Source organism: Mucilaginibacter aquatilis (genome assembly GCF_009755275.1).
GTDB lineage: Bacteria > Bacteroidota > Bacteroidia > Sphingobacteriales > Sphingobacteriaceae > Mucilaginibacter > Mucilaginibacter aquatilis.
In genome coordinates, this window is record NZ_WQLA01000001.1 from 299,598 (window position 1) to 323,186 (window position 23,589).

The 23,589-nt window shown below is 41.9% G+C and carries 22 protein-coding genes; 12 read left to right on the forward strand and 10 right to left on the reverse strand.

Annotated features, from left to right (window positions below; genetic code table 11):
- The first annotated feature begins 214 nt into the window (after positions 1-214).
- The 4 genes from tgt to GO816_RS01445 all read left to right on the forward strand — a co-directional run bounded on the left by tgt (position 215) and on the right by GO816_RS01445 (position 4,722).
- Positions 215-1,345 carry a tRNA guanosine(34) transglycosylase Tgt gene (gene tgt, locus GO816_RS01430; protein WP_157539571.1) on the forward strand — a complete coding sequence of 377 codons (1,131 nt, stop codon included), beginning with the start codon at positions 215-217 and terminating at the stop codon, positions 1,343-1,345.
- Entirely contained in the window at positions 1,345-2,454 is a 1,110-nt protein-coding gene (locus GO816_RS01435; protein ID WP_157539572.1) for an LptF/LptG family permease, read from the forward strand. Before tgt ends, GO816_RS01435 begins: the two co-directional genes overlap by 1 nt.
- 70 nt (positions 2,455-2,524) lie before the next feature.
- Positions 2,525-3,445: a DMT family transporter gene (locus tag GO816_RS01440; protein WP_157539573.1), complete on the forward strand. Its 921-nt coding sequence runs from the start codon at positions 2,525-2,527 to the stop codon at positions 3,443-3,445.
- A 1,034-nt stretch (positions 3,446-4,479) separates the two neighbouring features.
- Complete coding sequence (locus GO816_RS01445) at positions 4,480-4,722, forward strand: hypothetical protein (protein WP_157539574.1); 243 nt, start codon at positions 4,480-4,482, stop codon at positions 4,720-4,722.
- A gap of 139 nt (positions 4,723-4,861) precedes the next feature.
- Here GO816_RS01445 and GO816_RS01450 read toward each other — a convergent pair whose 3' ends face one another.
- Complete coding sequence (locus tag GO816_RS01450) at positions 4,862-5,995, reverse strand: cysteine desulfurase family protein (RefSeq protein ID WP_157539575.1); 1,134 nt, start codon at positions 5,993-5,995, stop codon at positions 4,862-4,864.
- An 82-nt stretch (positions 5,996-6,077) separates the two neighbouring features.
- Complete coding sequence (gene glmM, locus GO816_RS01455) at positions 6,078-7,463, reverse strand: phosphoglucosamine mutase (protein ID WP_157539576.1); 1,386 nt, start codon at positions 7,461-7,463, stop codon at positions 6,078-6,080.
- Between the two features lie 288 nt (positions 7,464-7,751).
- Here glmM and GO816_RS01460 point away from each other — a divergent pair, with 288 nt between their 5' ends.
- On the forward strand, positions 7,752-8,315 hold the full coding sequence (locus tag GO816_RS01460) for a phosphatase PAP2 family protein (protein WP_157539577.1): 564 nt from the start codon (positions 7,752-7,754) through the stop codon (positions 8,313-8,315).
- Positions 8,315-9,028: a ZIP family metal transporter gene (locus tag GO816_RS01465; RefSeq protein WP_157539578.1), complete on the forward strand. Its 714-nt coding sequence runs from the start codon at positions 8,315-8,317 to the stop codon at positions 9,026-9,028. Before GO816_RS01460 ends, GO816_RS01465 begins: the two co-directional genes overlap by 1 nt.
- Before the next feature lie 83 nt (positions 9,029-9,111).
- On the opposite strand, the gene GO816_RS01470 is transcribed toward GO816_RS01465, so the two are convergent.
- Positions 9,112-10,083 (reverse strand): DUF2167 domain-containing protein, encoded by a 972-nt coding sequence (locus GO816_RS01470; protein ID WP_157539579.1) that lies wholly within the window; start codon positions 10,081-10,083, stop codon positions 9,112-9,114.
- A gap of 210 nt (positions 10,084-10,293) precedes the next feature.
- Between GO816_RS01470 and GO816_RS01475 the strand changes: the two genes are divergently transcribed.
- The 5 genes from GO816_RS01475 to GO816_RS01495 all read left to right on the forward strand — a co-directional run bounded on the left by GO816_RS01475 (position 10,294) and on the right by GO816_RS01495 (position 16,772).
- Positions 10,294-12,531 (forward strand): sodium-translocating pyrophosphatase, encoded by a 2,238-nt coding sequence (locus tag GO816_RS01475; RefSeq protein ID WP_157539580.1) that lies wholly within the window; start codon positions 10,294-10,296, stop codon positions 12,529-12,531.
- Positions 12,532-12,723: 192 nt separating this feature from the next.
- The gene (locus tag GO816_RS01480; RefSeq protein WP_157539581.1) at positions 12,724-13,275 is read left to right on the forward strand and encodes an RDD family protein; all 552 of its coding nucleotides are present in this window, start codon (positions 12,724-12,726) and stop codon (positions 13,273-13,275) included.
- Positions 13,276-13,384: 109 nt separating this feature from the next.
- Positions 13,385-14,869, forward strand: a complete 1,485-nt coding sequence (locus GO816_RS01485) for an amino acid permease (protein ID WP_157539582.1) — start codon at positions 13,385-13,387, stop codon at positions 14,867-14,869.
- 105 nt (positions 14,870-14,974) lie between these two features.
- Positions 14,975-16,201, forward strand: a complete 1,227-nt coding sequence (locus tag GO816_RS01490; protein WP_157539583.1) for an MFS transporter — start codon at positions 14,975-14,977, stop codon at positions 16,199-16,201.
- Complete coding sequence (locus GO816_RS01495) at positions 16,194-16,772, forward strand: MarC family protein (RefSeq protein ID WP_157539584.1); 579 nt, start codon at positions 16,194-16,196, stop codon at positions 16,770-16,772. Before GO816_RS01490 ends, GO816_RS01495 begins: the two co-directional genes overlap by 8 nt.
- Before the next feature lie 19 nt (positions 16,773-16,791).
- On the opposite strand, the gene GO816_RS01500 is transcribed toward GO816_RS01495, so the two are convergent.
- The 4 genes from GO816_RS01500 to fabG all read right to left on the reverse strand — a co-directional run bounded on the left by GO816_RS01500 (position 16,792) and on the right by fabG (position 20,618).
- Positions 16,792-17,397, reverse strand: coding sequence for a trimeric intracellular cation channel family protein (locus GO816_RS01500; protein ID WP_317163568.1), 606 nt, complete (start codon positions 17,395-17,397; stop codon positions 16,792-16,794).
- Positions 17,398-17,400: 3 nt separating this feature from the next.
- Complete coding sequence (locus tag GO816_RS01505; protein WP_157539585.1) at positions 17,401-19,491, reverse strand: vWA domain-containing protein; 2,091 nt, start codon at positions 19,489-19,491, stop codon at positions 17,401-17,403.
- A 74-nt stretch (positions 19,492-19,565) separates the two neighbouring features.
- A complete protein-coding gene (locus tag GO816_RS01510) occupies positions 19,566-19,817 on the reverse strand; it encodes a DUF3253 domain-containing protein (RefSeq protein WP_157539586.1) in 252 nt (83 codons plus the stop codon).
- Between the two features lie 57 nt (positions 19,818-19,874).
- Positions 19,875-20,618, reverse strand: a complete 744-nt coding sequence (gene fabG, locus GO816_RS01515) for a 3-oxoacyl-[acyl-carrier-protein] reductase (RefSeq protein ID WP_157539587.1) — start codon at positions 20,616-20,618, stop codon at positions 19,875-19,877.
- A 173-nt stretch (positions 20,619-20,791) separates the two neighbouring features.
- On the opposite strand from fabG, the gene GO816_RS01520 reads away from it, so the two are divergent.
- Complete coding sequence (locus GO816_RS01520) at positions 20,792-21,124, forward strand: hypothetical protein (protein WP_157539588.1); 333 nt, start codon at positions 20,792-20,794, stop codon at positions 21,122-21,124.
- A gap of 81 nt (positions 21,125-21,205) precedes the next feature.
- Here GO816_RS01520 and GO816_RS01525 read toward each other — a convergent pair whose 3' ends face one another.
- From GO816_RS01525 to carA, 3 genes are all read right to left on the reverse strand, one after another.
- Entirely contained in the window at positions 21,206-21,424 is a 219-nt protein-coding gene (locus GO816_RS01525; protein ID WP_157539589.1) for a hypervirulence associated TUDOR domain-containing protein, read from the reverse strand.
- A gap of 165 nt (positions 21,425-21,589) precedes the next feature.
- Positions 21,590-22,006 (reverse strand): hypothetical protein, encoded by a 417-nt coding sequence (locus GO816_RS01530; protein WP_157539590.1) that lies wholly within the window; start codon positions 22,004-22,006, stop codon positions 21,590-21,592.
- Positions 22,007-22,237: 231 nt separating this feature from the next.
- On the reverse strand, positions 22,238-23,338 hold the full coding sequence (carA, locus tag GO816_RS01535) for a glutamine-hydrolyzing carbamoyl-phosphate synthase small subunit (protein ID WP_157539591.1): 1,101 nt from the start codon (positions 23,336-23,338) through the stop codon (positions 22,238-22,240).
- Positions 23,339-23,589: the final 251 nt, after the last annotated feature.

Consider the following 23,589-nt stretch of genomic DNA (forward strand, 5'->3'; position numbering starts at 1 on the left):
TATTTTCAAGCCGCAAATTTGTTAATTTTAAGCGAATTAGTTGGGAATTAGTTAAATTTAAAGAACACCAACAAAACACCCCGACGAGGAAGCGTAAATTTCTGCACACTTATTAGCAGAAATACCGCTTAGCTGTACGGATTTAAAGGCAACACTCATCCAGGCAGGGTTTGGGAGGGGCTATTTTATTTTAGTAACTTTGCCCGTTACAAAAATGAAATTTAAATTAACCGCTCAAGATAAACTTTCAAAGGCACGTGCCGGAGAAATCACTACAGACCACGGCGTTATACAAACGCCTATTTTCATGCCTGTTGGCACCGCCGGCACAGTAAAAGCCGTACACCAGCGCGAACTAAAAAATGATATTGAAGCCCAGATCATTTTAGGCAACACTTATCACCTTTACCTGCGTCCAGGATTGGAAACTTTAGAAAAGGCAGGCGGATTGCATAAATTTAACGGATGGGACAAGCCAATTCTAACCGATAGCGGTGGTTATCAAGTATATTCATTAAGCCAGGCACGCAAAATAAAGGAGGAAGGTGTTACATTTCGCTCACATATCGATGGCTCGAAACACTTGTTTACCCCCGAGGCTGCCATGGATATTCAGCGCGTAATTGGTGCCGATATTATTATGGCTTTTGATGAGTGTACACCCTACCCTTGTGATTATGGCTACGCCCGTCGTTCTATTGAAATGACTCACCGCTGGCTGAAACGCTGCTGCGACCGGTTCGACAGCACCGAACCAAAATATGGATATAGTCAAACGCTCTTCCCTATTGTGCAGGGATCGGTTTATAAAGACTTGCGCGAGCGTTCGGCCGAGGTAATTGCCTCGTTCGGCAGAGAGGGTAATGCAATTGGCGGCCTGTCAGTTGGTGAACCTGCCGAGGAAATGTACGCCATGACAGAAATTGTATGCAACATTTTACCTCAGGACAAGCCGCGCTACCTGATGGGCGTAGGCACGCCGGTTAATATTTTAGAGAATATTGCCTTGGGGATTGATATGTTTGACTGTGTTATGCCTACTCGCAATGCACGCCATGGCCTGCTGTTTACCAAAAACGGCATATTGAACATGCGTAATGAAAAATGGAAAAATGACTTTACACCCATTGATGAAGATAGCGACCTGTGGGTTGACCGCGAGCATACTAAAGCCTATTTACGTCATTTAATTACATCGGGCGAGATGCTGGGCGCACAAATTGCCAGTTTGCATAACCTGCATTTTTATTTGTGGCTGGTAAATGAGGCCCGTCAGCACATAATAAATGGCGATTTTTACAGTTGGAAGAATGCCATGGTTACACAATTAGCCCAGCGCTTGTAATGTTCAAATTTCTGAATAACTACATAAAAATTATTGATTGGTACATTATAAAAAAGTACCTGGGCACCTTTGTATTCACACTATCGCTGTTCCTGATCATCATTGTTGTGTTTGATGTATCGGAGCATTTAGATGATTTTTTGAAGAGCAAAGCGCCCTTAAGCGCTATTGTGTTTCAATATTACGGCGGCTATCTGCCCTATTACGCAAACATTTTGCTTCCTCTTATTAACTTTTTGGCGGTTATATTTTTTACGGCAAAAATGGCCAATCAAACCGAAATTGTGCCCATTTTGAGTGGTAAGGTGAGTTTCAGGCGTTTTTTACGACCTTATTTTATTGCATCAGGCGTAATTTTTATAGTCTTCTTTTTAGGGAACGTGTACTTTATTCCGCTTACCAACCAGCTGAGTGTTAAGTTTGATGATACCTACACTAACAAAACCGACCCAACCCTGAAAGAACTGCACATGCAGCTTGACGACCGTACGTTTGTTTACCTGCAATCATATGATAACGTAGTACGTACAGGATATAACTTTGTGCTTGAAAAGTTTGACGGCGACCTGATGCGTGAAAAGCTTACCTCCGACCATATCACTTACGATTCATTAAAACGAAGCTGGACTTTCCATAACGCAAAGATCAGGTACGTTGATGGATTAAAGGAAAGATTTGTTGAACTGCCGCAAAAGGACACGGTTATTGATATGCGACCATCTGACTTTGAGGCCAATACAGACATTAATACCAACATTTACCGGGCCATAGCAACCGCCGACCTCACCAAGCAAATACAAAAAGAAAATATACGGGGCACCGGCAGACTTGTTGAGCTACAGTTAGAGAAATACCGTCGTTATATATACCCTTTTTCGGCATTTGTATTAACGCTTATTGGTGTCTCGATATCATCTCGCAAGGTACGCGGAGGCATTGGTCTGCCGCTAGGCGTAGGCATTTTACTTTGCTTTTTATATATAGTTGTAGATCGCTTTGCAAACGTATTTTCGTTGAAAGCCAGTCTGCCGCCTATTATAGCCGTTTGTATACCTAACGTTTTGTTTGGTTTAACCGGCCTGTACCTGCTTAAAAAGGCTCCAAAATAATAATCACCATAGGCGGCAAGTAACTTTATCAGCCCCTCAATACATACACAAATAATAACCCCGTTTTGTAATGACGCATGTTGTCAATAAATCGTCCGAGCTTAATAAAAACCTGCTGATACTGCACTTTACAGTTTTTATATGGGGCTTTACCGGCATTTTAGGAAAACTGATTACTATTACGGCGGTAAACCTTGTTTGGTACCGGGTACTCATTGCATTGGTGACGCTTTTTTTATATTTTAAGTTTAACAAGCAGAACTTTAAGGTTAATAGAAAATCATTTCTCACCCTGTTCTTTACCGGGGGGCTTGTGGGTGCCCATTGGATATTATTTTTTCAGGCTATTAAGGTGTCTACCGTTTCGGTTACACTTGTATGCCTCTCTTCACTCACACTGTTTACTGCCGTATTTGAGCCGCTTATAAAGCGCAAACCCATATCAAAGCTTGAAATACTATCAGGCTTATTGATCATTACCGGCATTGTGCTCATATTTAAGTTTGAAACGCAATATACCATCGGTATAGTTTTAGGGCTTTTATGTGCTGCAGCAGCCAGCCTGTTTTCCATCATCAATTCCAACCAGGTTAAGCATACACATCCCACCATCATATCATTTTACGAGCTTGGCGGAGCATTCTTTTGGATTACATTATATATGCTGGCAAGAGGTGGTATTAAAACATTGCAGGTACCCAGCAACCAAGACATTGCCTATTTATTAGTGTTAGGCACCATATGTACATCGCTGGCCTATGTGGCAGGCGTATCTGTAATGCGCGAACTCTCGGCATTTAAGGTAGCGCTCATCACTAACCTCGAACCCGTGTACGGCATCATAATGGCATTTATGTTTTTTGGTGATTTACATACCATGAGCATAGGTTTTTGGATTGGTGCAGTCATTATCCTTTCTACAATTTTTCTTTTTCCGGTAGTTCAAAAACAAGCCATCCGCTTCAAGCAACGTCAGGCTCAACAAGCGTAATATCCCGTTTCCTTTTTATGTGATTTTACACTAAGCCCCATCTTAGTGCTTGCCAGTGTACAAAATTATACTGAGGTAAATCCAATAAGCAAACTAAGGATCGCGAAAATCCATTCTCTTATTAATGAAAATAGAGCTTAACAGTTATGCTCTTATCTGAGCGTACTTTAGAAAATCTCTTCAGTCATCCTGCTGCTAAATATCGTTAGTGATAATTACCGGAAAGCTGCATGTTGCCTGTGTCATAACCTGGAAACACAAGTCATGTCGTCCATCTTCTTATGGTTATCCTTACCGGTACATCGAGTCATTCCAACCATCTAGCACTTTTTTATGAATTCGATCTCCACGCATTTTAAGCCTTTTTAAGAGATTAAAATTTTTAAGCATCTCAATCGCCACCCTCCAGTTATTAAATCAATCAGGAGCGATTTACAATTTTACCATAGTGTTTTGATCAATTCTAGAACAACTAAATTTTCCGATAAAAGTCATTAGTTTTGAAGAAGAAAAGCGAATTTTGATATCTATAATATAATATATAAATAACTGAATTTCAAACACATATATATCATTTAATAAACTCTTTTATGATATATAATTTACCTGACACAAACAAATTTACTAATATTATTAGCATTACCGTTAAATCGATAAATATAGTTCTTATAATGTTTTGATAATCAGTAGTATATACAACATCACATCTAGTAATTTTTTTGACAAGAATTTTAACGAGCTAAATACCGATAGTGTACTGAACTAAAAAATATGCATTTGAAGTTTTATGGCCTATACATGACCTAATTGAGTTTTTGTATACAGATCACTAAAATCCTGCCGACTAAAGAAGGCATGAACACTGTCTCAACTCTTAACCTCACCCCTATCTGTTCAACAATATTTTTGGCCGGAATAGAAAAATTGTTAGGCACTGATTATAAAATTTTGCATCTTGAAATGTCATATTTCAATTTACCGACATGAGTTTTAAAACCACAGTATCTCTCCTCCTTCTGATTTTTATAACAGCCATGTTATTACAGAATACCGACGAAGCAGAGTTTACAATCTTATTTTTACCACATACCGTACCAAAGGTTGCGGCGCTTACATCGGTATCCGTTAGTGCGTTTTTGTTAGGAATATTAGTGAGCAGGCCACGACGTAAAAGTCAGCTGCAGCGTGAGGAAAGTGAAGATGACGATTATATAAATCATAGCAACAACCAACGCACCGATACACTAAGTGATGAGGACAGAGATTATATCAGTTAATAAACTGTAACTTATTTTAAGAAAGGCTTACAGTTATACATCGCTAAAGCTTGCAAGCCGATGTTGCATATTTACCAGGAACAAAAAAGTCATTGCCGTATAAGCAATGACTTTTTTTATGTCGAAGATTCAAAAATATTTATGCATTAACTGCACATACTTCCCGGATTTTCGAAAGGGCAAAATCTACTTCTTCGCGGGTGTTGTATTTAGAGAATGAAAAACGTACGGCTGGGCGATTTGGATTGGCACCTATACCATTTAAAACGTGAGAACCAATATTGGTACCGGAGCTGCAGGCACTTCCTCCAGATGCCGATATACCCGCTATATCGAGATTGAACAATAACATATCAGCCATTTCCATTTCAGGGAACGATACATTTAGAACAGTATACAAACTTTTATCAGCGTCCGTCTCTCCGTTAAAATGTACGCCCGGAATTTGTGCTAATTGTTCCATCATGTACGTTTTTAAACCCTGAATATGCGCTTGATGAGCAGCCATGTCTGTATAAGCCATTTCAAGCGCTTTAGAGAGACCTACGATGCCGTAAATATTCTCAGTACCCCCGCGCATGTTTCGTTCCTGAGAACCGCCGTAAATCATCGGTTTTATTTTTACTTTATGATTTACATACAAAAATCCTGTTCCTTTTGGTCCATGAAGCTTGTGCGCAGCACATACAACAAAGTGAGCTTTCAGCTTGCTCAGGTCGTGCGGGTAATGTCCCATGGTTTGAACCGTATCACAGTGATATAACGCATTGTACTGCTCGCACAAGTCGCCTACGCGCTCCATATTGGTAAGGGTACCCAATTCATTATTAGCATGCATCAATGATACAAAGCTGCGCTCATTGTCCTTAAGCAGTTGCTCCAGGTGGTTGTAATCAACGCTGCCTTTTTCATCAACGTTAACAAAGCTAAGTTTAATTACGCCGTTTTTTTCAAGCGCTTCTAAGGTGTGTACTACGGCATGGTGCTCAATATGGCTGGTAATGGCATGTGTTAAGCCATGATCGATTATGCCGCAACGGATAGCTGTATTATCGGCCTCAGTACCGCCCGAAGTAAAAAATATCTCGGCCGGTGAAGTTTTTAGCAACGTAGCAACCGTTTTGCGCGATTTTTCAATCAACGACCGCGCCTCGCGCCCGTGTGCGTGTATAGACGATGGATTTCCAAACTGGCTTTCCATTACCTTAACCATTTCCTTCATTACCTCCGGATCTAACGGCGTGGTGGCAGCGTTATCGAAATAGACTTTCATTTATTGATTGATTGCTCAGCAGTCGATTCAGTTAGTAGTTCATAGTATTAACTACTAATCACTCACTAAATCAACAACTCACTTATATATTTAAAATCCCCTTAATATCAGTTATAATTTGCTGGGCCAGTGCGTTGGCGGCGGCTTCGTCAGCAGCTTCCGAGTAAATGCGTATGATAGGCTCAGTGTTTGATTTGCGTAGGTGTACCCATTGTTTGTCAAACTCTATTTTTAACCCGTCAATAGTGCTGTGTGGCTGCTGCATATACTTTTCTTCAACCTTTATAAGCAAGCCATCAATGTCCATACCGGCAGTAAGCTCAATTTTATTTTTGGAGATAAAGTAATTAGGGTATGATGCCCTTAACGCAGATACCGGCTTGCCATATTTTGCCAGATGCGTTAAAAATAAGGCTATACCTGCCAGCGCATCGCGGCCGTAATGGGTTTCGGGATATATAACCCCGCCATTACCTTCACCACCTATTACAGCATTCACCTCTTTCATTTTGGTTACCACGTTTACCTCTCCTACTGCGGCGGCATGATACTCGCCACCGGCACGCTCGGTAACATCGCGCAGGGCACGGGTTGATGAAAGGTTAGAAACCGTGTTTCCTTTGGTATGCTGCAATACATAATCTGCCACAGCAACCAATGTATATTCTTCGCCAAACATTTTGCCATCCTCACAAACAAAGCAAAGGCGGTCAACATCCGGGTCAACAGCTATGCCCAGGTCTGCACCGTTAGCCAACACCTGTTTTGATAACTCGGTAAGGTTTTCAGGCAGTGGCTCGGGGTTATGAGGGAAGTGGCCGGTTGGGTCGCAATATAATTTATTGATAGTTTTTACTCCTAATGCCTCCAGCAGGGCGGGCACATAAATGCCACCGGTAGAGTTTACGGCATCAACCACTACTTTAAAATCAGCGGCGGCAATAGCTTCCTTATCTACAAGCTTAAGCGCGAGTATTTCATCAATATGTTTTTGCAGGTAAGTATCGTTTACCGTAACGGTACCCAAATCATCAACCTGTGCATAACTAAAGTCACTATTGTCTGCCAGCTCCAATACTTCCTTACCATCGGTATCGCTGATAAACTCGCCGGTTGCGTTAAGCAATTTGAGCGCATTCCATTGCTTTGGGTTATGGCTGGCTGTCAATATAATTCCTCCGGCAGCGCCTTCGGCGGGTACGGCAACCTCTACTGTTGGTGTGGTAGACAGGCCAAGATCAATTACATCAATGCCTAAACCTTGCAGCGTACCAATTACCAGGTTGTTTACCATAGCGCCTGATAAACGTGCGTCACGCCCAACCACAATTTTACGTATACCGGTTTTAGCAACCGTCCATGCACCAAATGCCGAAGTAAACTTTACAATGTCAAGTGGTGTAAGCCCATCACCGGCAGCACCGCCAATGGTTCCGCGTATGCCCGATATAGATTTTATAAGCGTCAAATCTTTATATATTAGGTTACAAAAATAAAAATTATTACCTAAGCCTCTGTAAAAAGCGTGTCGTATTTAGCACTACCAAATTAAGGGCGTTAAATGGCTATATTTGCGGCGCTGTTATAAGGCGTTTTGGCGGGGAACGAGGCAATAGGTTTGGGTATAGGAAGAACGGAGCTGGAATATTAAACAACGGAGAAACCCTGCTCATAATGCAATACCTAAACGCTATGTGAAGGTCTCGCCTAACGGTAAATTGAAGTTTTATAACAAAGAAATCTATAACATAGTCACATGCCCAATTTTTTGCTGCAGCTAGACCGGCAGATATTCCATTTCATTAATTATACTTTAAGCAACCCGGTGTTTGATGCGGTGATGCCGTGGCTCCGTAATCCAAAATTTTGGATTCCGGTTTATGTATTTATCATCGGGTTTAGTATATGGAAATACAAAAAGGCCGGAGCGTGGTTAATTTTATTATTGGTTGCGGCGGTAGGAGTTGCCGATTTTGGCAGTGCAACACTGATAAAAAAGCAGGTAAAACGCGACAGGCCCTGCCGTGATGTCGTGCTGCAACAAACCATAAAAAGCCGGGTATCATGTGGAACAGGTTACAGCTTTCCTTCAACACATGCGAGTGATCATTTCGCCATGTCGGTCTTCTTAGGGCTTGTTTATGGGCGTAAATGGCAATATACGTGGGTTTTAGTATTAGCCTGGGCAATGCTGGTTTGCCTGGCACAGGTATATGTAGGCGTTCATTTCCCTGTTGACATCATCGCAGGAGCAATCTTCGGGGCTTTTATAGGCCTGATTTTTGCGAAGGTGTTCAAAAAAATTCAACCTCAATTTTAATGTACTGGTATTTACTCCTGCTTTTTTTCTCGGCTTTTTTAGGTGGTGCTGCCGTTTTTTTATTTAAAGGCGGCAACCATAAACAGCTGAAGCTGGTATTATCTTTTAGCGGTGCGTACTTGTTTGCAATAACGGTACTGCATCTTATCCCCGAGGCATACCATGTCAATGACCATATGGTTGGTGTTTTTATACTGGGTGGATTTATTTTTCAAATAGTACTTGAGCAATTTTCTGATGGTATTGAGCATGGCCATATGCACCAGCACCACCATGATAAAGCGGTTTTTCCTTTGGGCATAATGGTAAGCTTGTGCCTGCATGGCTTTTTGGAAGGCATGCCTCTTGCCGGCGGTTATAAAAACGAATTAGTGTTTGGCATTGCCCTGCATCATATTCCTGCTGCATTTGCTTTGGGTACGGTTTTGCTGGCTAGCCATCAAAGCCGCAATAATACGCTTTTCTTTATAGCGCTTTTTGCCATAATGGCTCCCTTAGGTTACTTTGTAAGTGATGCCATCAGTAATGGCGGCATTGGCAACCTGCAACGCTACTTCAACCGTATTATGGGTGTAGTTATTGGCATCTTTTTGCATATATCAACCACTATACTTTTTGAAGCCGGCCCCGATCATAAATTTAACCGTCGAAAATTAATAGCCGTGCTATTAGGTGTAGGCATAGCGCTCGGCAGCTTTGTTAGCGAGCTTTAGACAATAAGATTTTCAAAACCGAATCTACTTCGTTATAAAAACAAAAGGCCGCTTAAAAAGCGGCTTTTTGTTTTTATAAGTGGTTAGTCAATTTCTCCTTTAGGGCGTTCCGAATTTTCGTTTGTATTGTTGGCAGGTTCCTTTTTGCTTTCATCATCATCGGCAGCACCATTATCAGGCTCTTGCAACAAGGGTACTTCTTCTTCCTTTTTACCAAAAAGCTTTTTCTTAATGAAAGAGAATGCAGCCACTACTCCAAATGCAAGTACTTTCCAAAACTTAAGCATTAACGCAAAGAAGCCAACTTTAGCTAAAATCTTTCCGGCAACAAGTCCGCCAATGGTCCAGGCGGCCACGTTATCAATCTTAGGGTCAAAATCAGTATACTTAAAGCCCTCCGAAAAGTTCACAATGTTAAGCACATTAGGTATCCCCGCCTTAACCATATTCAAATCATTCATGGTTGCTATAGCGTTAAGTACCAGTACACCTTTACGACCCAATATCCGCACGTTGTAATTAAGGGTATTCAGGCTATCATTACCAAATTTTATGTTTTTAGCCCAATGCAAAATATGGCGGTTAGCATCGTAGTAAGGTTTAGCTGCCCATCCTACTAAACTTATAGGCGGATAACCCTGCTTCACACGCTCGGCATTGGTCTCCTCCGTTTCCTTTTGCATGTTGGTAAGCAGCTCATCGTAGTCAATTTCATCGGCATCATCGTCTTTAACGTAACCAATTTCATCGTACTCTAAGTTAAAAACGTAGCCATGATCGGCAAGGATACCTTGTTCCTCGGGCAGTATAAAGCCTAACGACATGTTTTGGCTTTTAGGATTATGCCAAATTTCGGTAAGTACACGCTCGGCCTGTACAGGCTCCAAATACTTAAAGCCTTTGGGTACGGTGATAGTCCCGATACCGTTACGTAGCTTGATAGTGCCGTGTTGATAAGTAAACAACTTTTCAACCGAATCTATACGCGATTGATTTTGCGCAAATGATACGCCTGTAAATAAAACAAGCAGTAACGAGAAGAATGATTTAATCATGATATTGTTTAGTGCCTTAAATATAGCAATTAAACGCTTATTTCAATTCACCTTCTCTTTAAACTTCATGCCTTAATACCTCAATTTCTTTCGATCAAAATAGCCCGCACATAACATATAACTTACTGTAAACCAAACTACTTTTGGTTTATTAAATTATTTTTTCGCAAATTCGTTAATACCAATCCAATTATAAAAACCAATAACATTATGACCTTACTTTATGATTATCTGATTTATTTTATTCCTATTGTTGGAATTATTGGCCTGTTAGCAATGGCAACCAAATCGGCATGGGTAACAAAGCAGCCCGCAGGAGATGCCGGCATGAGTCAGTTGGCCGGTTACATTGCTGATGGCGCAATGGCTTTTTTACGTGCCGAGTGGAAAGTGCTGAGCTACTTTGCCGTAATTGCCGTTGTGTTGTTAGTATGGTCGGGCACCACGGTCGAAAATTCAAGCCCCGTAATTGCCGTATCGTTTATTATCGGGGCATTTCTTTCGGCATTTGCAGGCTATTTAGGTATGCGTATTGCTACCAAAGCTAACGTGCGCACAACCGAGGCGGCAAAAACCAGTTTAGCTAAAGCCTTAAAAGTTTCTTTTACCGGCGGCACCGTGATGGGCCTTGGCGTTGCCGGATTAGCTGTATTAGGTTTAGGTTCGCTGTTCATCTTATTTTACCATATATATGTGGTTAAAACAGGCGGCAGTGTAAATGGAGAGGCCATGTCAAAAGCGTTGGAGGTGCTGGCAGGATTTTCACTGGGAGCCGAATCAATTGCGTTGTTTGCCCGTGTAGGCGGCGGTATCTATACCAAAGCGGCCGATGTAGGCGCCGACCTTGTTGGAAAGGTTGAAGCCGGTATACCTGAAGATGACGTACGCAACCCCGCTACCATTGCCGACAATGTTGGCGACAACGTAGGCGACGTGGCCGGAATGGGTGCCGATCTATTTGGCTCCTATGTAGCCACCATTCTTGCCACCATGGTATTAGGGAGGGAAATAGTATCGGCAGATAATTTTGGCGGTATTGCGCCTGTGCTTTTACCAATGGTTATAGCAGGGTTAGGTTTGTTGTTTTCAATTGTGAGTGCATCGTTTGTACGCATTAGCAAGGAGACTGATAGTGTGCAAAAAGCTTTGAACCTGGGCAACTGGTCGTCAATATTTTTAACGGCAATAGCTACCTTTTTTGTAGTAAACTGGATGCTGCCCGAAGGCTCCTTTCACCTGGTGCGCGATGAAGATGCAAACGGCGCCGTTAAAGCGGGCGCATTGGTGTTTGATAAAACCGGCGTATTCCTTTCCATTGTAGTGGGCTTAATAGTTGGCACACTTATGTCAATTATAACAGAGTATTACACCGCAATGGGTAAAAGACCCGTTTTAAGCATTATCAGGCAATCATCAACAGGGCATGCCACCAATATAATAGGAGGCCTGGCAGTAGGTATGGAATCTACGGTGCTGCCAATTATTGTGCTGGCAGCAGGCATATTTGGCTCCTACCATTTTGCAGGACTATATGGTGTGGCAATCGCCGCGGCAGGCATGATGGCAACCACCGCCATGCAACTGGCAATTGACGCCTTCGGACCAATTGCCGATAACGCAGGTGGCATAGCCGAAATGAATCAGTTACCCGAAGAAGTACGTCATCGAACCGACAACCTGGATGCTGTGGGCAATACCACCGCTGCAACAGGTAAAGGGTTTGCCATTGCATCGGCAGCGCTTACATCACTTGCCTTGTTTGCGGCATTTGTGGGTGTGGCGGGCATTGAGCATATAGATATATATAAGGCCGATGTACTGGCCGGGCTTTTTGTGGGCGGCATGATACCGTTCATTTTTTCGGCGCTTGCAATATCGGCTGTGGGCAGGGCAGCTATGGCCATGGTTGAGGAGGTACGCCGACAGTTTAGGGAAATTCCGGGTATTATGGAATACAAGGCCAAACCCGAGTATGACAAATGTGTGGCAATCTCAACCAAAGCTTCCATACGTGAAATGATTGCACCGGGCTTAATTGCACTTATTACACCTATTATTATAGGCTTTGCTTTTGGGCCTGAAGTTTTGGGCGGGCTATTGGCTGGTGTAACAGTATCGGGAGTATTGATGGGTATTTTTCAGAGCAATGCAGGTGGCGCATGGGATAACGTCAAAAAGTCATTTGAAAAGGGCGTTGAAATAAACGGCGAAATGTTCTATAAAAAATCCGAACCGCACAAAGCATCGGTAACAGGCGATACCGTGGGCGACCCATTCAAAGACACCTCAGGCCCTTCAATGAATATCTTGATTAAGCTGATGTCAATAGTATCATTGGTGATTGCGCCCCACCTTAATCATGAGACCAATGTAAACAGCCGCATTCAAAAAGATCTGAACACGCAAAGCAGCACAAAACACACTGTTATCCATAATAAACATATTTAATTAAAGAAGGGGCTTAACAGGCCCCTTCTTCATTTTGATATTATCAATTTCATTTAGTAGGTTTGTTTTATACGCTGATGCTAGTTGCATTAAACGTTTGGAAGGTTACTGCACCTCTTGTTGCAAACTTCCGCAAACTTAACCAATTGTAACTTAAGGGCGCTTTTGCCCGGGCTCTAATTTTATTGATTAATGATCCTATTCGGAAGAGTAAGGATGCTATTGTTGCGCACAATTGCGTACCTGATAGACAGTTTTATATTGTTTATACTTGTTATAGCAGGCTTTCAGTCGTTTTTGTTAATTACAGGCTTGCACCCCTTCATTGGCCGTCACTTGTATAGCATAAGCGGTAATGAATTACACATATGGCTGTTTGCTTCTATTATTATTCCGGTATACATGTATTTTGTAACCATGTTTAACACCAGGGCTCAGGCAACTCTGGGCATGCGAGCCGCGCGGTTACAAATTAATACGACAGGGCGCATTGGCATTGGCGGCGCCATGCTCAGAGCACTTATTATGCTTGTGCCCTGGGAGCTTACACATATAGCATTAAGCTATCCTAAACCATTTTGGGTAGCTCATCACCTCCAAAGTCCGCTTTTATACATTGCGTTGAGCTTAACCGGCATATATTGGCTGTTGCCGCTGCTTAATTTGCATGGAAAAAGCATTCATGACTTCATTACAGGCACAATTATTATACGATGGCACATGCCTCCAACCAAAAAGCCGTAATTTTTATTTTACAAAGCCTCTGAAACGCCATTTTCTTTATAATACCGAGAAAATTGAGTACGTTTGGAGGTAATTTTTATTAGACTATTGTAGAAACAACTATTCTGAAATGCGATTTAAGAAACCTTTGGATGTTTTGCTCAAAGAAGCCTCTGCCACCGGCGAAGGCTCACTGAAGCGTACACTAACCAGCTTTAACCTCGTGGCCTTAGGGATAGGTGCCATTATTGGTGCCGGCTTGTTCTCACTTACCGGTTTGGCGGCTGCCAACAATGCCGGTCCTGCTGTTACTATTTCGTTTATGATTGGCGCCATAGGCTGTGCTTTTGCAGGCCTTTGCTACGCAGAATTTGCCAGCATGATTCCGATTGCCGGTAGTGCGTACACTTATTCATACGCTACCATGGGCGAATTTATGGCCTGGGTAATAGGCTGGGATCTGATACTGGAATATGCTTTGGGCGCTGCAACGGTTTCTATAAGCTGGTCGCAATACCTTGTTAAATTCCTACATTACTTTGATATAACTATACCTCCGCAGCTTACCATGTCGCCGTGGGAAACCGTGACGCTTGCCGATGGCACTGTTGTAAGCGGCATGATGAATTTACCTGCGGTATTTATTATTATTTGTCTTTCGTTACTACTTATTCGTGGTACAAGAGAATCTGCTTTCATCAACAATCTTCTTGTTGTTTTAAAGGTTGCTGTTGTTTTGGTGTTCATCGCAGTGGGCTGGGGATACATTAACCCTGCTAACCATGTGCCTTATATTCCGGAAAATACCGGAAAATTTGGCGAGTTTGGCTGGTCTGGCGTACTACGTGCTTCGGGCTTGGTGTTCTTTGCCTTTATTGGCTTTGATGCGGTGTCAACTGCTGCGCAGGAAGCTAAAAATCCAAAAGTAGGTATGCCTGTAGGTATCATTGGTTCATTAGTTATATGTACTATACTTTACGTGTTGTTTTCGCACGTTATGACCGGTGTAGCTAACTACAAAGAATTTAAAGACAGCGCTGCACCTGTGGCGGTTGCTATTGCCAAAACGCCTTATGCCTGGTTGCAAAAAGCAATCATTGTTGCCATACTTGCCGGTTATACTTCGGTTATACTGGTTATGCTTATGGGTCAGTCACGTATATTTTATACCATGTCAAAAGACGGATTGGTTCCTAAAGCGTTTTCAAACCTACACCGCAAGTTTCAAACTCCTTATAAATCAAACTTGTTATTTGCAGGTTTTGTGAGCTTATTCGGTGCCTTTGTACCGGTTAGGGTTGTGGGTGAAATGGTATCAATAGGTACGTTGTTTGCTTTCGTACTGGTATGTGTTGGTGTATTGGTAATCAGAAAAACCGATCCTCAACTTCCAAGACCTTTCAAAACACCTTGGGTACCGTTTGTTCCTGTTATGGGTGTAATTATATGCGTTATAATGATGCTTGCCCTACCCGCCGATACCTGGTTAAGGCTTGCCGGCTGGATGCTTTTAGGCCTAATTATTTACCTGGTATACGGCAAAAAACACTCAGTTATACGCAACCAGGGTAACTCGGTAACGTTAGACCCGCCCACTACTCCGTTTACAAAATAATTGTATAATTTTTTATCAAAAAAAGGTTCTGCTATATAAGCAGAACCTTTTTTACTTTTAATCCTTTTGTTTACCGTAACCAATACATAAACGTGCGAACAAGGGATGAAGGCTGATAAAAATTTATGGATACTGGTGCTGATTTGCGTAATCAACTCCATGGGTTTTGGCATCATTGTACCCTTACTGTATGACTATGGAAAAAAGTTTGGCCTTAATGAGCAAACCATAGGCATACTAACTGCCTCATTTTCGGTAGCACAGTTTTTTGCTACACCACTGTTAGGGGGCCTTTCTGATAAATGGGGCCGCAAACCACTGCTGGCCATTAGCCTGGCCGGAACCTGTATTTCGTTCTTAATTTTCGCCTTTGCACAAAACCTCGTTATGCTTTTTGCCGCACGAATTTTAGATGGCATTACCGGCGGGAACATATCTGTTGCGCAGGCAATGGTGTCTGACAAATCAACTGATGAAGATCGAGCTAAGAAATTCGGTATTCTGAGCTCGGCGTTTGGGTTTGGTTTTGTGATTGGGCCGGCTTTAGGGGGCTTACTCAGTAAATTCGGCATGCAGATTCCCTTTTACTTTGCTGCAGGCATAGCGCTTATTGGAGCGCTTTGCAGCACGTTTATATTAAAAGAGACAAAAGAAAAAGTTGCTAAAAGCAGCAAACCAGAAAACGCTAATGATAAGCAGCAGACCGCCGACAGTAAACATCATGAATTTACATTTGCATCCCTTGTTACTGCGTTGAAAATGCCGGTTATAGGAACTGCGGTCTTAACGGGCTTTTTACTTACTACCGCGCAATTTGTAATGATACTTGGCTTTCAAACCTTTTCGGCAGATGTGTTAAAAATTAAACCTACACAGATTGGTTTGCTTTATGCAGGCTTTGGGGTAACAGGCATAATTATGCAATTATTGGTGCCGTTTGTAACCAGGCAAATTTCATCTAAATCATTAATACTACTGCTATCTACCGTCTTATGCATGGCTGCCATGTTGTTTACAGGGTTTACAGGCGCTATCATTCCGTTTGCATGCGGACTGTTTGTTTATGGCCTTTTTAATGGTTTAAGAGGCCCTATGCTCAACGCTATCATCGCAAACCATAACGATGATAACCGGCAAGGTGAAATTTTAGGCGTCAACCAATCTTATGCGTCGTTAGGGCAAACCCTGGGCCCTGTTTTAGCAGGATTGATAACGGTTGTATCGGTACATGCAGTCTTCTTTTTATCGGCATTTTTTATTTTGACGGGCTTTTTGCTTACCTTTCGCTTAAGAGCCAAAGAGAAACAAAACGCCTCAGTAAGCCATGCTTGATATTTTCGACCCACGACAAATTTTGTCGGTAACCATGATTTTATTTGCCATTATTGATATTTTGGGTACCATACCCATCATTATTGATTTGAGGCAACGTGCGGGTCACATCGAATCTGAAAAGGCAGCTTTCACTGTTTTGGTTCTCATGATAGTCTTCCTTTTTGTGGGCGAAGAACTATTAAAAATTATTGGTCTTGACATATCCTCGTTTGCCATTGCAGGCTCGCTGGTAATATTCATCATTGCCATGGAGATGATTTTAGGCATTAAGTTTTTTAAAGAGGATGATCACATCCCGGCAACCGTTTCCATTGTTCCGCTGGCTTTTCCGCTTATTGCCGGTGCCGGCACCATGACTACCCTGCTCTCACTTAAATCGCAGTATGCTACAGCTAACATAATTGTGGGCATTACCCTTAATACTGTTATTGTTTACGTGGTGCTCAAGAACGTAAAGCTGCTTGAACAGCTCTTGGGAAAAACCGGACTGGGCGTGCTACGTAAAGCTTTTGGTATTATACTACTGGCAATTGCTATCAAACTATTCAGAAGTAATAGCGGGTTGTGAGAGGGCTCCGCTTTAACGATTACCTTACCGGCAACTTCCAGCCATATACTACTGCCAAAATTCGCATACCGCATATGCATATGATAGCTACCAAACGGGCAATGTTGGCATCTAAAAACTGCATAAGGCTCAAATAAAGCATCCCTCCTATTATACAAGCCGTTGCATATAACTCCTTACGCCTAAAAATGGTGGGGATATTATTAAGCAACACATCGCGCAATACACCACCAAAGCAACCGGTTATAGTACCTAGCATAACGCATACCACGGGGTTGAGTCCGGCATCCAAACCTTTTTGCATACCAATAATGGTAAATAGTCCAAGCCCCAGCGCATCAAAAAGGAATAGTGTTGTTTTGAAGTTTTTGATATACTTTTTAAAAAAGATGGCGGCAAGCGCCGTACCCAATATAATAAGCGCATCATTCATATTGCGCATCCAGGTTACAGGGGTGTAACCAATAAGCACATCGCGCAGGGTACCGCCACCTATGGCAGTTACAAAAGCTATTACCAGCACGCCGAACACATCCAGCCGCTTTTGCATAGCCGAAAATGCACCCGATATGGTAAATGCTACCGTGCCGAGTAGTTCGATGATGATCTCTTCGTTAAGTTTCACCTATTACACTTCTCCTTCCCGCTTGCGTAACAGCCACTCCGTGCTCAACAGCACAAGTATAAATATGAAAAGCCATTTGCTATCTATAAGGTCACTGTAGCGCTGATCATCGTACACAACGGTCTTAATGTTATCATTCTTTTTAATAAGTTCTGTCAGCTGGTTCAACTGCGAGGGCTGCAGCATTCGTGCGCCCGATTGTTTGGCAATACCATACAGTAACCGATGATTGGCGGTGCTTTGCCTGCTCTCGAGGTTGAGCGGCTTTATGGTAAATTGTCCTTTTACGGTAAACGGCTGTTTGCCCCATTGTGTGTTAGCGGCATAACTATAGTTGCCTACGGGCAGTGTACCAGCATTTAGCTGGTAACTTTGAGCAGTACGGCTAAATAAAAAGCTAAATTTTTTTCCGTTACTATTTTTGATATTGATGTTTACATCGGGCGTATTCACAAGTTGCAAGGCGTCATTGTACAGCTCGGCATTAAGCAAAACGCTTTCGCCTTCATCAAACACATTTTTGCCGGCGTAAGCTCTAAAACGTTGCCGGTTAGCGTTAGCAGTAAGATACTGTATGCTCTGGCTTAGCAGCTCCTCCAAGGCACTATGATTGCCAAAAGTTTCAAATTCGGCTAAATTCCAACGCCATAAACCCTCTCCCGCCAGTGTGGCTGTTCTGCGGCCATTACTTTCATTGAATGCCATAAGCGGAAAGTCGGTATTTACGTTACCAATGCGCTGCTTAAGCAGCACTGATGAGCCCGATGCCGCACCATAATTACCAAACGGCGACAGTAAGGGCGGAAGGCGATTGAGCTTACTTAAAGTTGAATCGGTAAGGGTAAAAAGGGAAAAGTCTTTTGCAGGCTGGGCAAATGTTTCCTGCACATCAGTACGCCCGGCAATTATACGGATAGTATTTTGCGCCTGATTAAAGTCAATCATATCGCTTTGTGCACCACAGATATACCATAACGGCACCTTGCTATCCCCAGTAAAGCTTTTAAGGGCTATATGATCAGATGGGGTGATTTGATAGAGAATGATAAGTCCGTAATCGGCCAAACTCAATGAAGACAACTTATCGGTTTGTACCGCTTTTAACTCGTAGTTGCGGTTGCGCTCCACCAGCTGCTTTATAACGCTCACATCAGGATGAGGGGCCGCATAGACAAGCAATATCTTTTGCCGTGCATCTAACACCTCAATGTAAACAGTCTCGGCATTATTATCGGTTGAGAGCTCATTCGTAACCGGAGCCAGCTTAATCGCAAACTGATGCACCCCTTTTTTATCAGCTGTTAATTTTACCGGTATTACTTTACGAAATGCAGGCGAATTAACTGGTATGTTTTGGGTGTACACAACACGGCCATCTTCGGCAACAGTAAGGCGCAGCGTTTCGCCCTGGCTTTGATACGCCTCGGCAAGCACCTCCATTATAAAATCATTACCTAAGTAAGCGGTTTTATTGTAGTTTATGTTGCTTATCAGTAAATCGCGCCGCGGAATGGTATCGCCCAGTGCTATGGTGTAAATGCTTGTTTTAAGATTCCGTGCTTCGTATTGCGGATCGGTACCCTGATTATACAAACCATCAGTTGCCAGTATTATTGCCCCGATATTTTGATTTACGAAGCGCTCATTAAGCTGACGCATGGCTGCCGCTATATTGGTTTGCTTACCTTTGTTATTGGTTATAAGGCCCTGATGAAGGTTGCTGTCAAAATTAAATTCGCGTACATCGTAATCAGTGCCTAGTTGTCTTTTGAGGCCTGCTAAGCGGCTATTAAAATCTTTTAAATTGAAGCCTCGAGGTTTGAAACTATTAATTGATGAAGAATTATCCTGCGCAATTAATACAAGTGGTTTTTGAGGCTGATAAGAAACTGATTTTACAAGCGGCGATACAAGCAAGAACGCAATAATAGTTACTGCAACCGCACGTAATGCGGCAAGGCCCCAACGCGCTTTACTATCAAGAGTAACCGGGCTACGGTACAGCAACCAGGCATAAAGTACCCCCAGCAGCAAACACAAAGGCGTATACCATCCCGAAACGGTTCCCCATGTTATTGAAAACAAAAACAGCATATCTGTATTCCAAATATGCTGTTTTATTTTGATTTATTCATTTGGCCAGCGCAGTATCAATTGATAATGCTGAGCTAAACCTTGTTGATTTTTATACGGATAGGGCCTTTAATATGGTTCACATCAACCGGCTTACCTTTTTGTGTAATGCTTACTCTGCCTTGTTGATGTAATACTATAGCAGCTTGCCTTACTTCCTCCATATGCTTACGCCAATGCGTATCGTACAGAGCACGCGCAACTTCAGATGGGCAAATCGTCTTATCGGCACCTCGTTCGGTGGCCATTGCCAGTACGGTATTGCTTATAATATTTTCTTCACTCATCTTATTAAACAAGCAACAAAGCAATACGTATCCCGAACCTTGTACTCCTTATTCAAATTAAGCCATACCACCATCAACCGAAATTACTTGTCCGGTGATGTAAGTGCTCATGTCTGACGCCAAAAACACACAAGCGTTGGCGATGTCTTCAGTTTCGCCGGCACGTTTAAGCGGAATGTTTTGTGTCCAGCCTTCAACCACCTTAGGGTCCAAAACCTCGGTCATTTCGGTTTTGATGAAGCCAGGGGCAACCACATTGGTACGTATGTTACGTGAGCCTAACTCTTTAGCCATTGATTTAGAGAAACCAACAATACCAGCCTTTGAAGCGGCGTAATTACCCTGACCGGCGTTACCTTGTATACCAACTACCGAACTCATGTTGATAAACACACCCTGGCGGGCTTTCATCATTATTTTAGAAGCAGCTTTGGTAACGTTAAAAATTGATTTAAGGTTAACGTTCAAAACCTCGTCCCATTGCTCCTCGGTCATGCGCATTAATAAACCGTCTTTCGTAATGCCGGCATTGTTTACCACAATATCAAGCTTACCAAAATCAGCAACAATATTGTTGATCAGTTTATCGGCTTCATCAAATTTTGAAGCATCTGAGCGGTAACCTTTTACCTGGGTACCAAACGCCTGCAATTCCTGCTCTAAAGCCTGCCCTTTTTCAACAGATGATAAATAGGTGAATGCAACGTTAGCACCTTGCTCTGCAAACTTTTCGGCAATTTTGCGACCTATACCTTTTGATGCTCCGGTGATGAGAGCGGTTTTTCCTTCTAATAATTTCATGTATTCAAAAAATGATTTTTCGAGGTTGTGAAGGTAGGAATTTTAGTTTTTAGTTCATAGATGATAGTTTAACGTCAGTTAATCAGCATCAACAATTTAAAGGCCTTTTAAAGCAGTCCATTGCTAAACATCATCATTGTTATTTTGTTACCCTATCTCAATAATGTAACAGCATGTATACCGCCAAAATAATACGTCACCGACATAAATTTCATCATTACATGAATGATGACCTGAAAGAGGTGAAAGAAGAAACGCATTTTAAAATTGTATTTTCAGAACCTGCCGAGTTTGACAGGTTTCGGGAGTGGATAAAACAACACGAAGGCGAATACAATTATAATAAAGAAGAAAGCCGACAAGAGGGCAAGTTTCCTAAAGTGCCTATGTTTCACGATGAAATTTGCTGGTGCGACATCATGACTTACTACCTTTTACACGTAGCAGGCTATAATTTTCACAGCACCATACACCCTTATAAAGGAGAGGTATACGTTAAAAATTAGTTATTAAATTAAGAGCCGGGAAGCAAGAACCAAACATTTATTTTAATGGCACCTCTTGCTTCCCGGCTCTTAACCTTGTATCTATTTTTTCTTAGCACCTTTTTTCAATTCACTTTCTGATTTTACCACTTTAGTACCATTTTCCTGCTTAATTTCATAAGCGGGTTCTTCTTTAGTGGCTTTGCGCTTAACCGTAGTGCCTTTAGTTTTCTTTTTTACGGTATCAGTATGCTTTGCTTCAACTTTACCTTCAGCTTCTGATTTTCCCCATTTCCAGTGTACGGTATCTCCCTTTTTCATAACTATAGATGTTTTGAACCAACAGTTACAATTAGCCTGCCACTATTTATTGATAAACACAAAAGTGGTGTGTATGCTAGCGTTTTAAAGGGACTTAGAGAAATGGGAGTGCGGAATTGCACTGATAGACGCTGTTCACAAAACTTATGGGAAGCTTATCCGAAGCTACTCTACGCGTAACGTATCAATAATAGCTTTAGCTCCGTTAGGGCCAGTGAATTTAAGGAAGTACGTACCGCTTTTTACAGGTGTAAATTTAAACTCTTTAGAATGCTCAACTTCTTTGCCATTACAATCTTCCATGGGGTTTGTAGTAGTGTAAAGTTGTATACGCATGGTATCACTCAGCTTATCAGTTTTAAAACTGCTGAATTTTTCGCAGTTCCCGCTGTAAGGCCATGATACTTTAAAAGTAAGCTCCTGATTTATAGTGGCTGTGGTTGGACCGTTTACCCCTGCAATAGAGGCTTGCTTTAACTCTTTGAAATTATCAACATTTACTACATCCTTTAACTCCGATTTCTGACAAGATACGGCAGTAAAAAAAAGGAAAATAATAAGTACTGATAAAATTTTATTCATAGTTCAAAGTGGTTGATGCTTGAACAAACGGTTTTACAAAGTAGACTAAACGGAATTAATCAGGTTTAATTGTTACCAAAGCTATTTTATAATTATGAATATAGCAACAACAAAACGTTAAATACAAACTTTGTATCAATAAAGTTGCCCGGGGCTGACACTAGTGGCTTCAACAAAAAAGCCGGAACTCGAAAGTCACCGGCTTTTGCTTATATATAAAATGTTGAACGCTTACTTCATCAATTCCACAAAATCATCAAACAAATAACGGCTATCATGCGGGCCTGGTGATGATTCAGGGTGATACTGTACCGAAAAGGCCTTTTTATCTTTTACACGAATACCTTCAATTGATTGGTCATTAAGGTTTAAGTGAGTAATTTCCACTTTTTCAGATGCATGTACTGCATCCGGAACCACGCCAAAGCCATGGTTTTGTGAAGTAACCTCACAATGATCTTTAATAATATTTTTTACCGGGTGATTTAAGCCGCGGTGACCGTTAAACATCTTCTTTGTTGGAATATCGTTAGCTAAAGCCAGTAACTGGTGACCTAAGCAAATACCAAACATAGGTTTATCGGCAGCTAATATTTCTTTTACAGTTTCAACCGCGTAAGGCATTGCTGATGGATCACCGGGGCCGTTTGATATAAAGTAACCGTTTGGTTTAAAATCAGCTTCCATTTCGGCAAAAGTAGTTTTAGCAGGATAAACCTTGGCGTATACATCACGATCACTGAAATTGCGTAAGATGTTCTTTTTAACACCTAAATCTAAAACCGCTACACGGTAAGTGGCGTCTTCTTTACCAAAAGTATAAGTCTCGGTAGTTGAAACCTGTGATGACAGCTCTAAACCATCCATTGAAGGTACAGAGGCCAAACGGGCTTTAAGTTCTTCAATATCTAAAATTTCAGATGAAATAATGGCGTTCATGGCACCTTTATCGCGTATGTGGCGAACCAGCTGACGGGTATCAATGTCTGATATACAGGTAATATTTTGCTCCTGGAAGTAATCCTGGATAGACTCGTCAGCCTGTTTGCGGCTGTAAGCAATATTGTAGTTTTTACAAACCAAACCGGCAATCTGTATTTTGCCAGATTCTACTTCTTCATTACTGATGCCATAATTACCAATATGCGCATTGGTGGTAACCATAATTTGGCCAAAGTATGATGGATCAGTAAAAATTTCCTGATAGCCTGTCATACCGGTGTTAAAGCAAATTTCGCCGGTAGTGGTGCCTATCTTGCCGGCAGCTTTGCCATGAAAAACGGTACCATCAGCCAGTAACAAAACAGCAGGTAACTTGGTGTAGTTGGTCATTTTGCAAAAAAATTAAAGGAATTAAAAATAAGCCGGTCGGCCTGGTGAGCAGTTCCGTGAAAGCAGTAAGATTGCAGCATTAAAGGTGCGTCTGTATTCACGGCGCAAAGGTAAGTAATTTTAATGTTTACGCTAAGTAAATTTAAAATAATTAATTGGAACGGAGTTTCTAACTTTGCACTCGCGAATAGAGCCGAGAGACAAGAACCAAGAGCCAGGACGTTACGATCGCTATACTATCGTTAATATCT

Coding starts and splice junctions, on each gene's coding strand:
- tgt (WP_157539571.1), top strand. CDS start 215: ATGAAATTTAAATTAACCGCTCAAGATAAACTTTCAAAGGCACGTGCC.
- GO816_RS01435 (WP_157539572.1), top strand. CDS start 1,345: ATGTTCAAATTTCTGAATAACTACATAAAAATTATTGATTGGTACATT.
- GO816_RS01440 (WP_157539573.1), top strand. CDS start 2,525: ATGACGCATGTTGTCAATAAATCGTCCGAGCTTAATAAAAACCTGCTG.
- GO816_RS01445 (WP_157539574.1), top strand. CDS start 4,480: ATGTTATTACAGAATACCGACGAAGCAGAGTTTACAATCTTATTTTTA.
- GO816_RS01450 (WP_157539575.1), bottom strand. CDS start 5,995: ATGAAAGTCTATTTCGATAACGCTGCCACCACGCCGTTAGATCCGGAG.
- GO816_RS01460 (WP_157539577.1), top strand. CDS start 7,752: ATGCCCAATTTTTTGCTGCAGCTAGACCGGCAGATATTCCATTTCATT.
- GO816_RS01465 (WP_157539578.1), top strand. CDS start 8,315: ATGTACTGGTATTTACTCCTGCTTTTTTTCTCGGCTTTTTTAGGTGGT.
- GO816_RS01470 (WP_157539579.1), bottom strand. CDS start 10,083: ATGATTAAATCATTCTTCTCGTTACTGCTTGTTTTATTTACAGGCGTA.
- GO816_RS01475 (WP_157539580.1), top strand. CDS start 10,294: ATGACCTTACTTTATGATTATCTGATTTATTTTATTCCTATTGTTGGA.
- GO816_RS01480 (WP_157539581.1), top strand. CDS start 12,724: ATGATCCTATTCGGAAGAGTAAGGATGCTATTGTTGCGCACAATTGCG.
- GO816_RS01485 (WP_157539582.1), top strand. CDS start 13,385: ATGCGATTTAAGAAACCTTTGGATGTTTTGCTCAAAGAAGCCTCTGCC.
- GO816_RS01490 (WP_157539583.1), top strand. CDS start 14,975: ATGAAGGCTGATAAAAATTTATGGATACTGGTGCTGATTTGCGTAATC.
- GO816_RS01495 (WP_157539584.1), top strand. CDS start 16,194: ATGCTTGATATTTTCGACCCACGACAAATTTTGTCGGTAACCATGATT.
- GO816_RS01505 (WP_157539585.1), bottom strand. CDS start 19,491: ATGCTGTTTTTGTTTTCAATAACATGGGGAACCGTTTCGGGATGGTAT.
- GO816_RS01510 (WP_157539586.1), bottom strand. CDS start 19,817: ATGAGTGAAGAAAATATTATAAGCAATACCGTACTGGCAATGGCCACC.
- fabG (WP_157539587.1), bottom strand. CDS start 20,618: ATGAAATTATTAGAAGGAAAAACCGCTCTCATCACCGGAGCATCAAAA.
- GO816_RS01520 (WP_157539588.1), top strand. CDS start 20,792: ATGTATACCGCCAAAATAATACGTCACCGACATAAATTTCATCATTAC.
- GO816_RS01525 (WP_157539589.1), bottom strand. CDS start 21,424: ATGAAAAAGGGAGATACCGTACACTGGAAATGGGGAAAATCAGAAGCT.
- GO816_RS01530 (WP_157539590.1), bottom strand. CDS start 22,006: ATGAATAAAATTTTATCAGTACTTATTATTTTCCTTTTTTTTACTGCC.
- carA (WP_157539591.1), bottom strand. CDS start 23,338: ATGACCAACTACACCAAGTTACCTGCTGTTTTGTTACTGGCTGATGGT.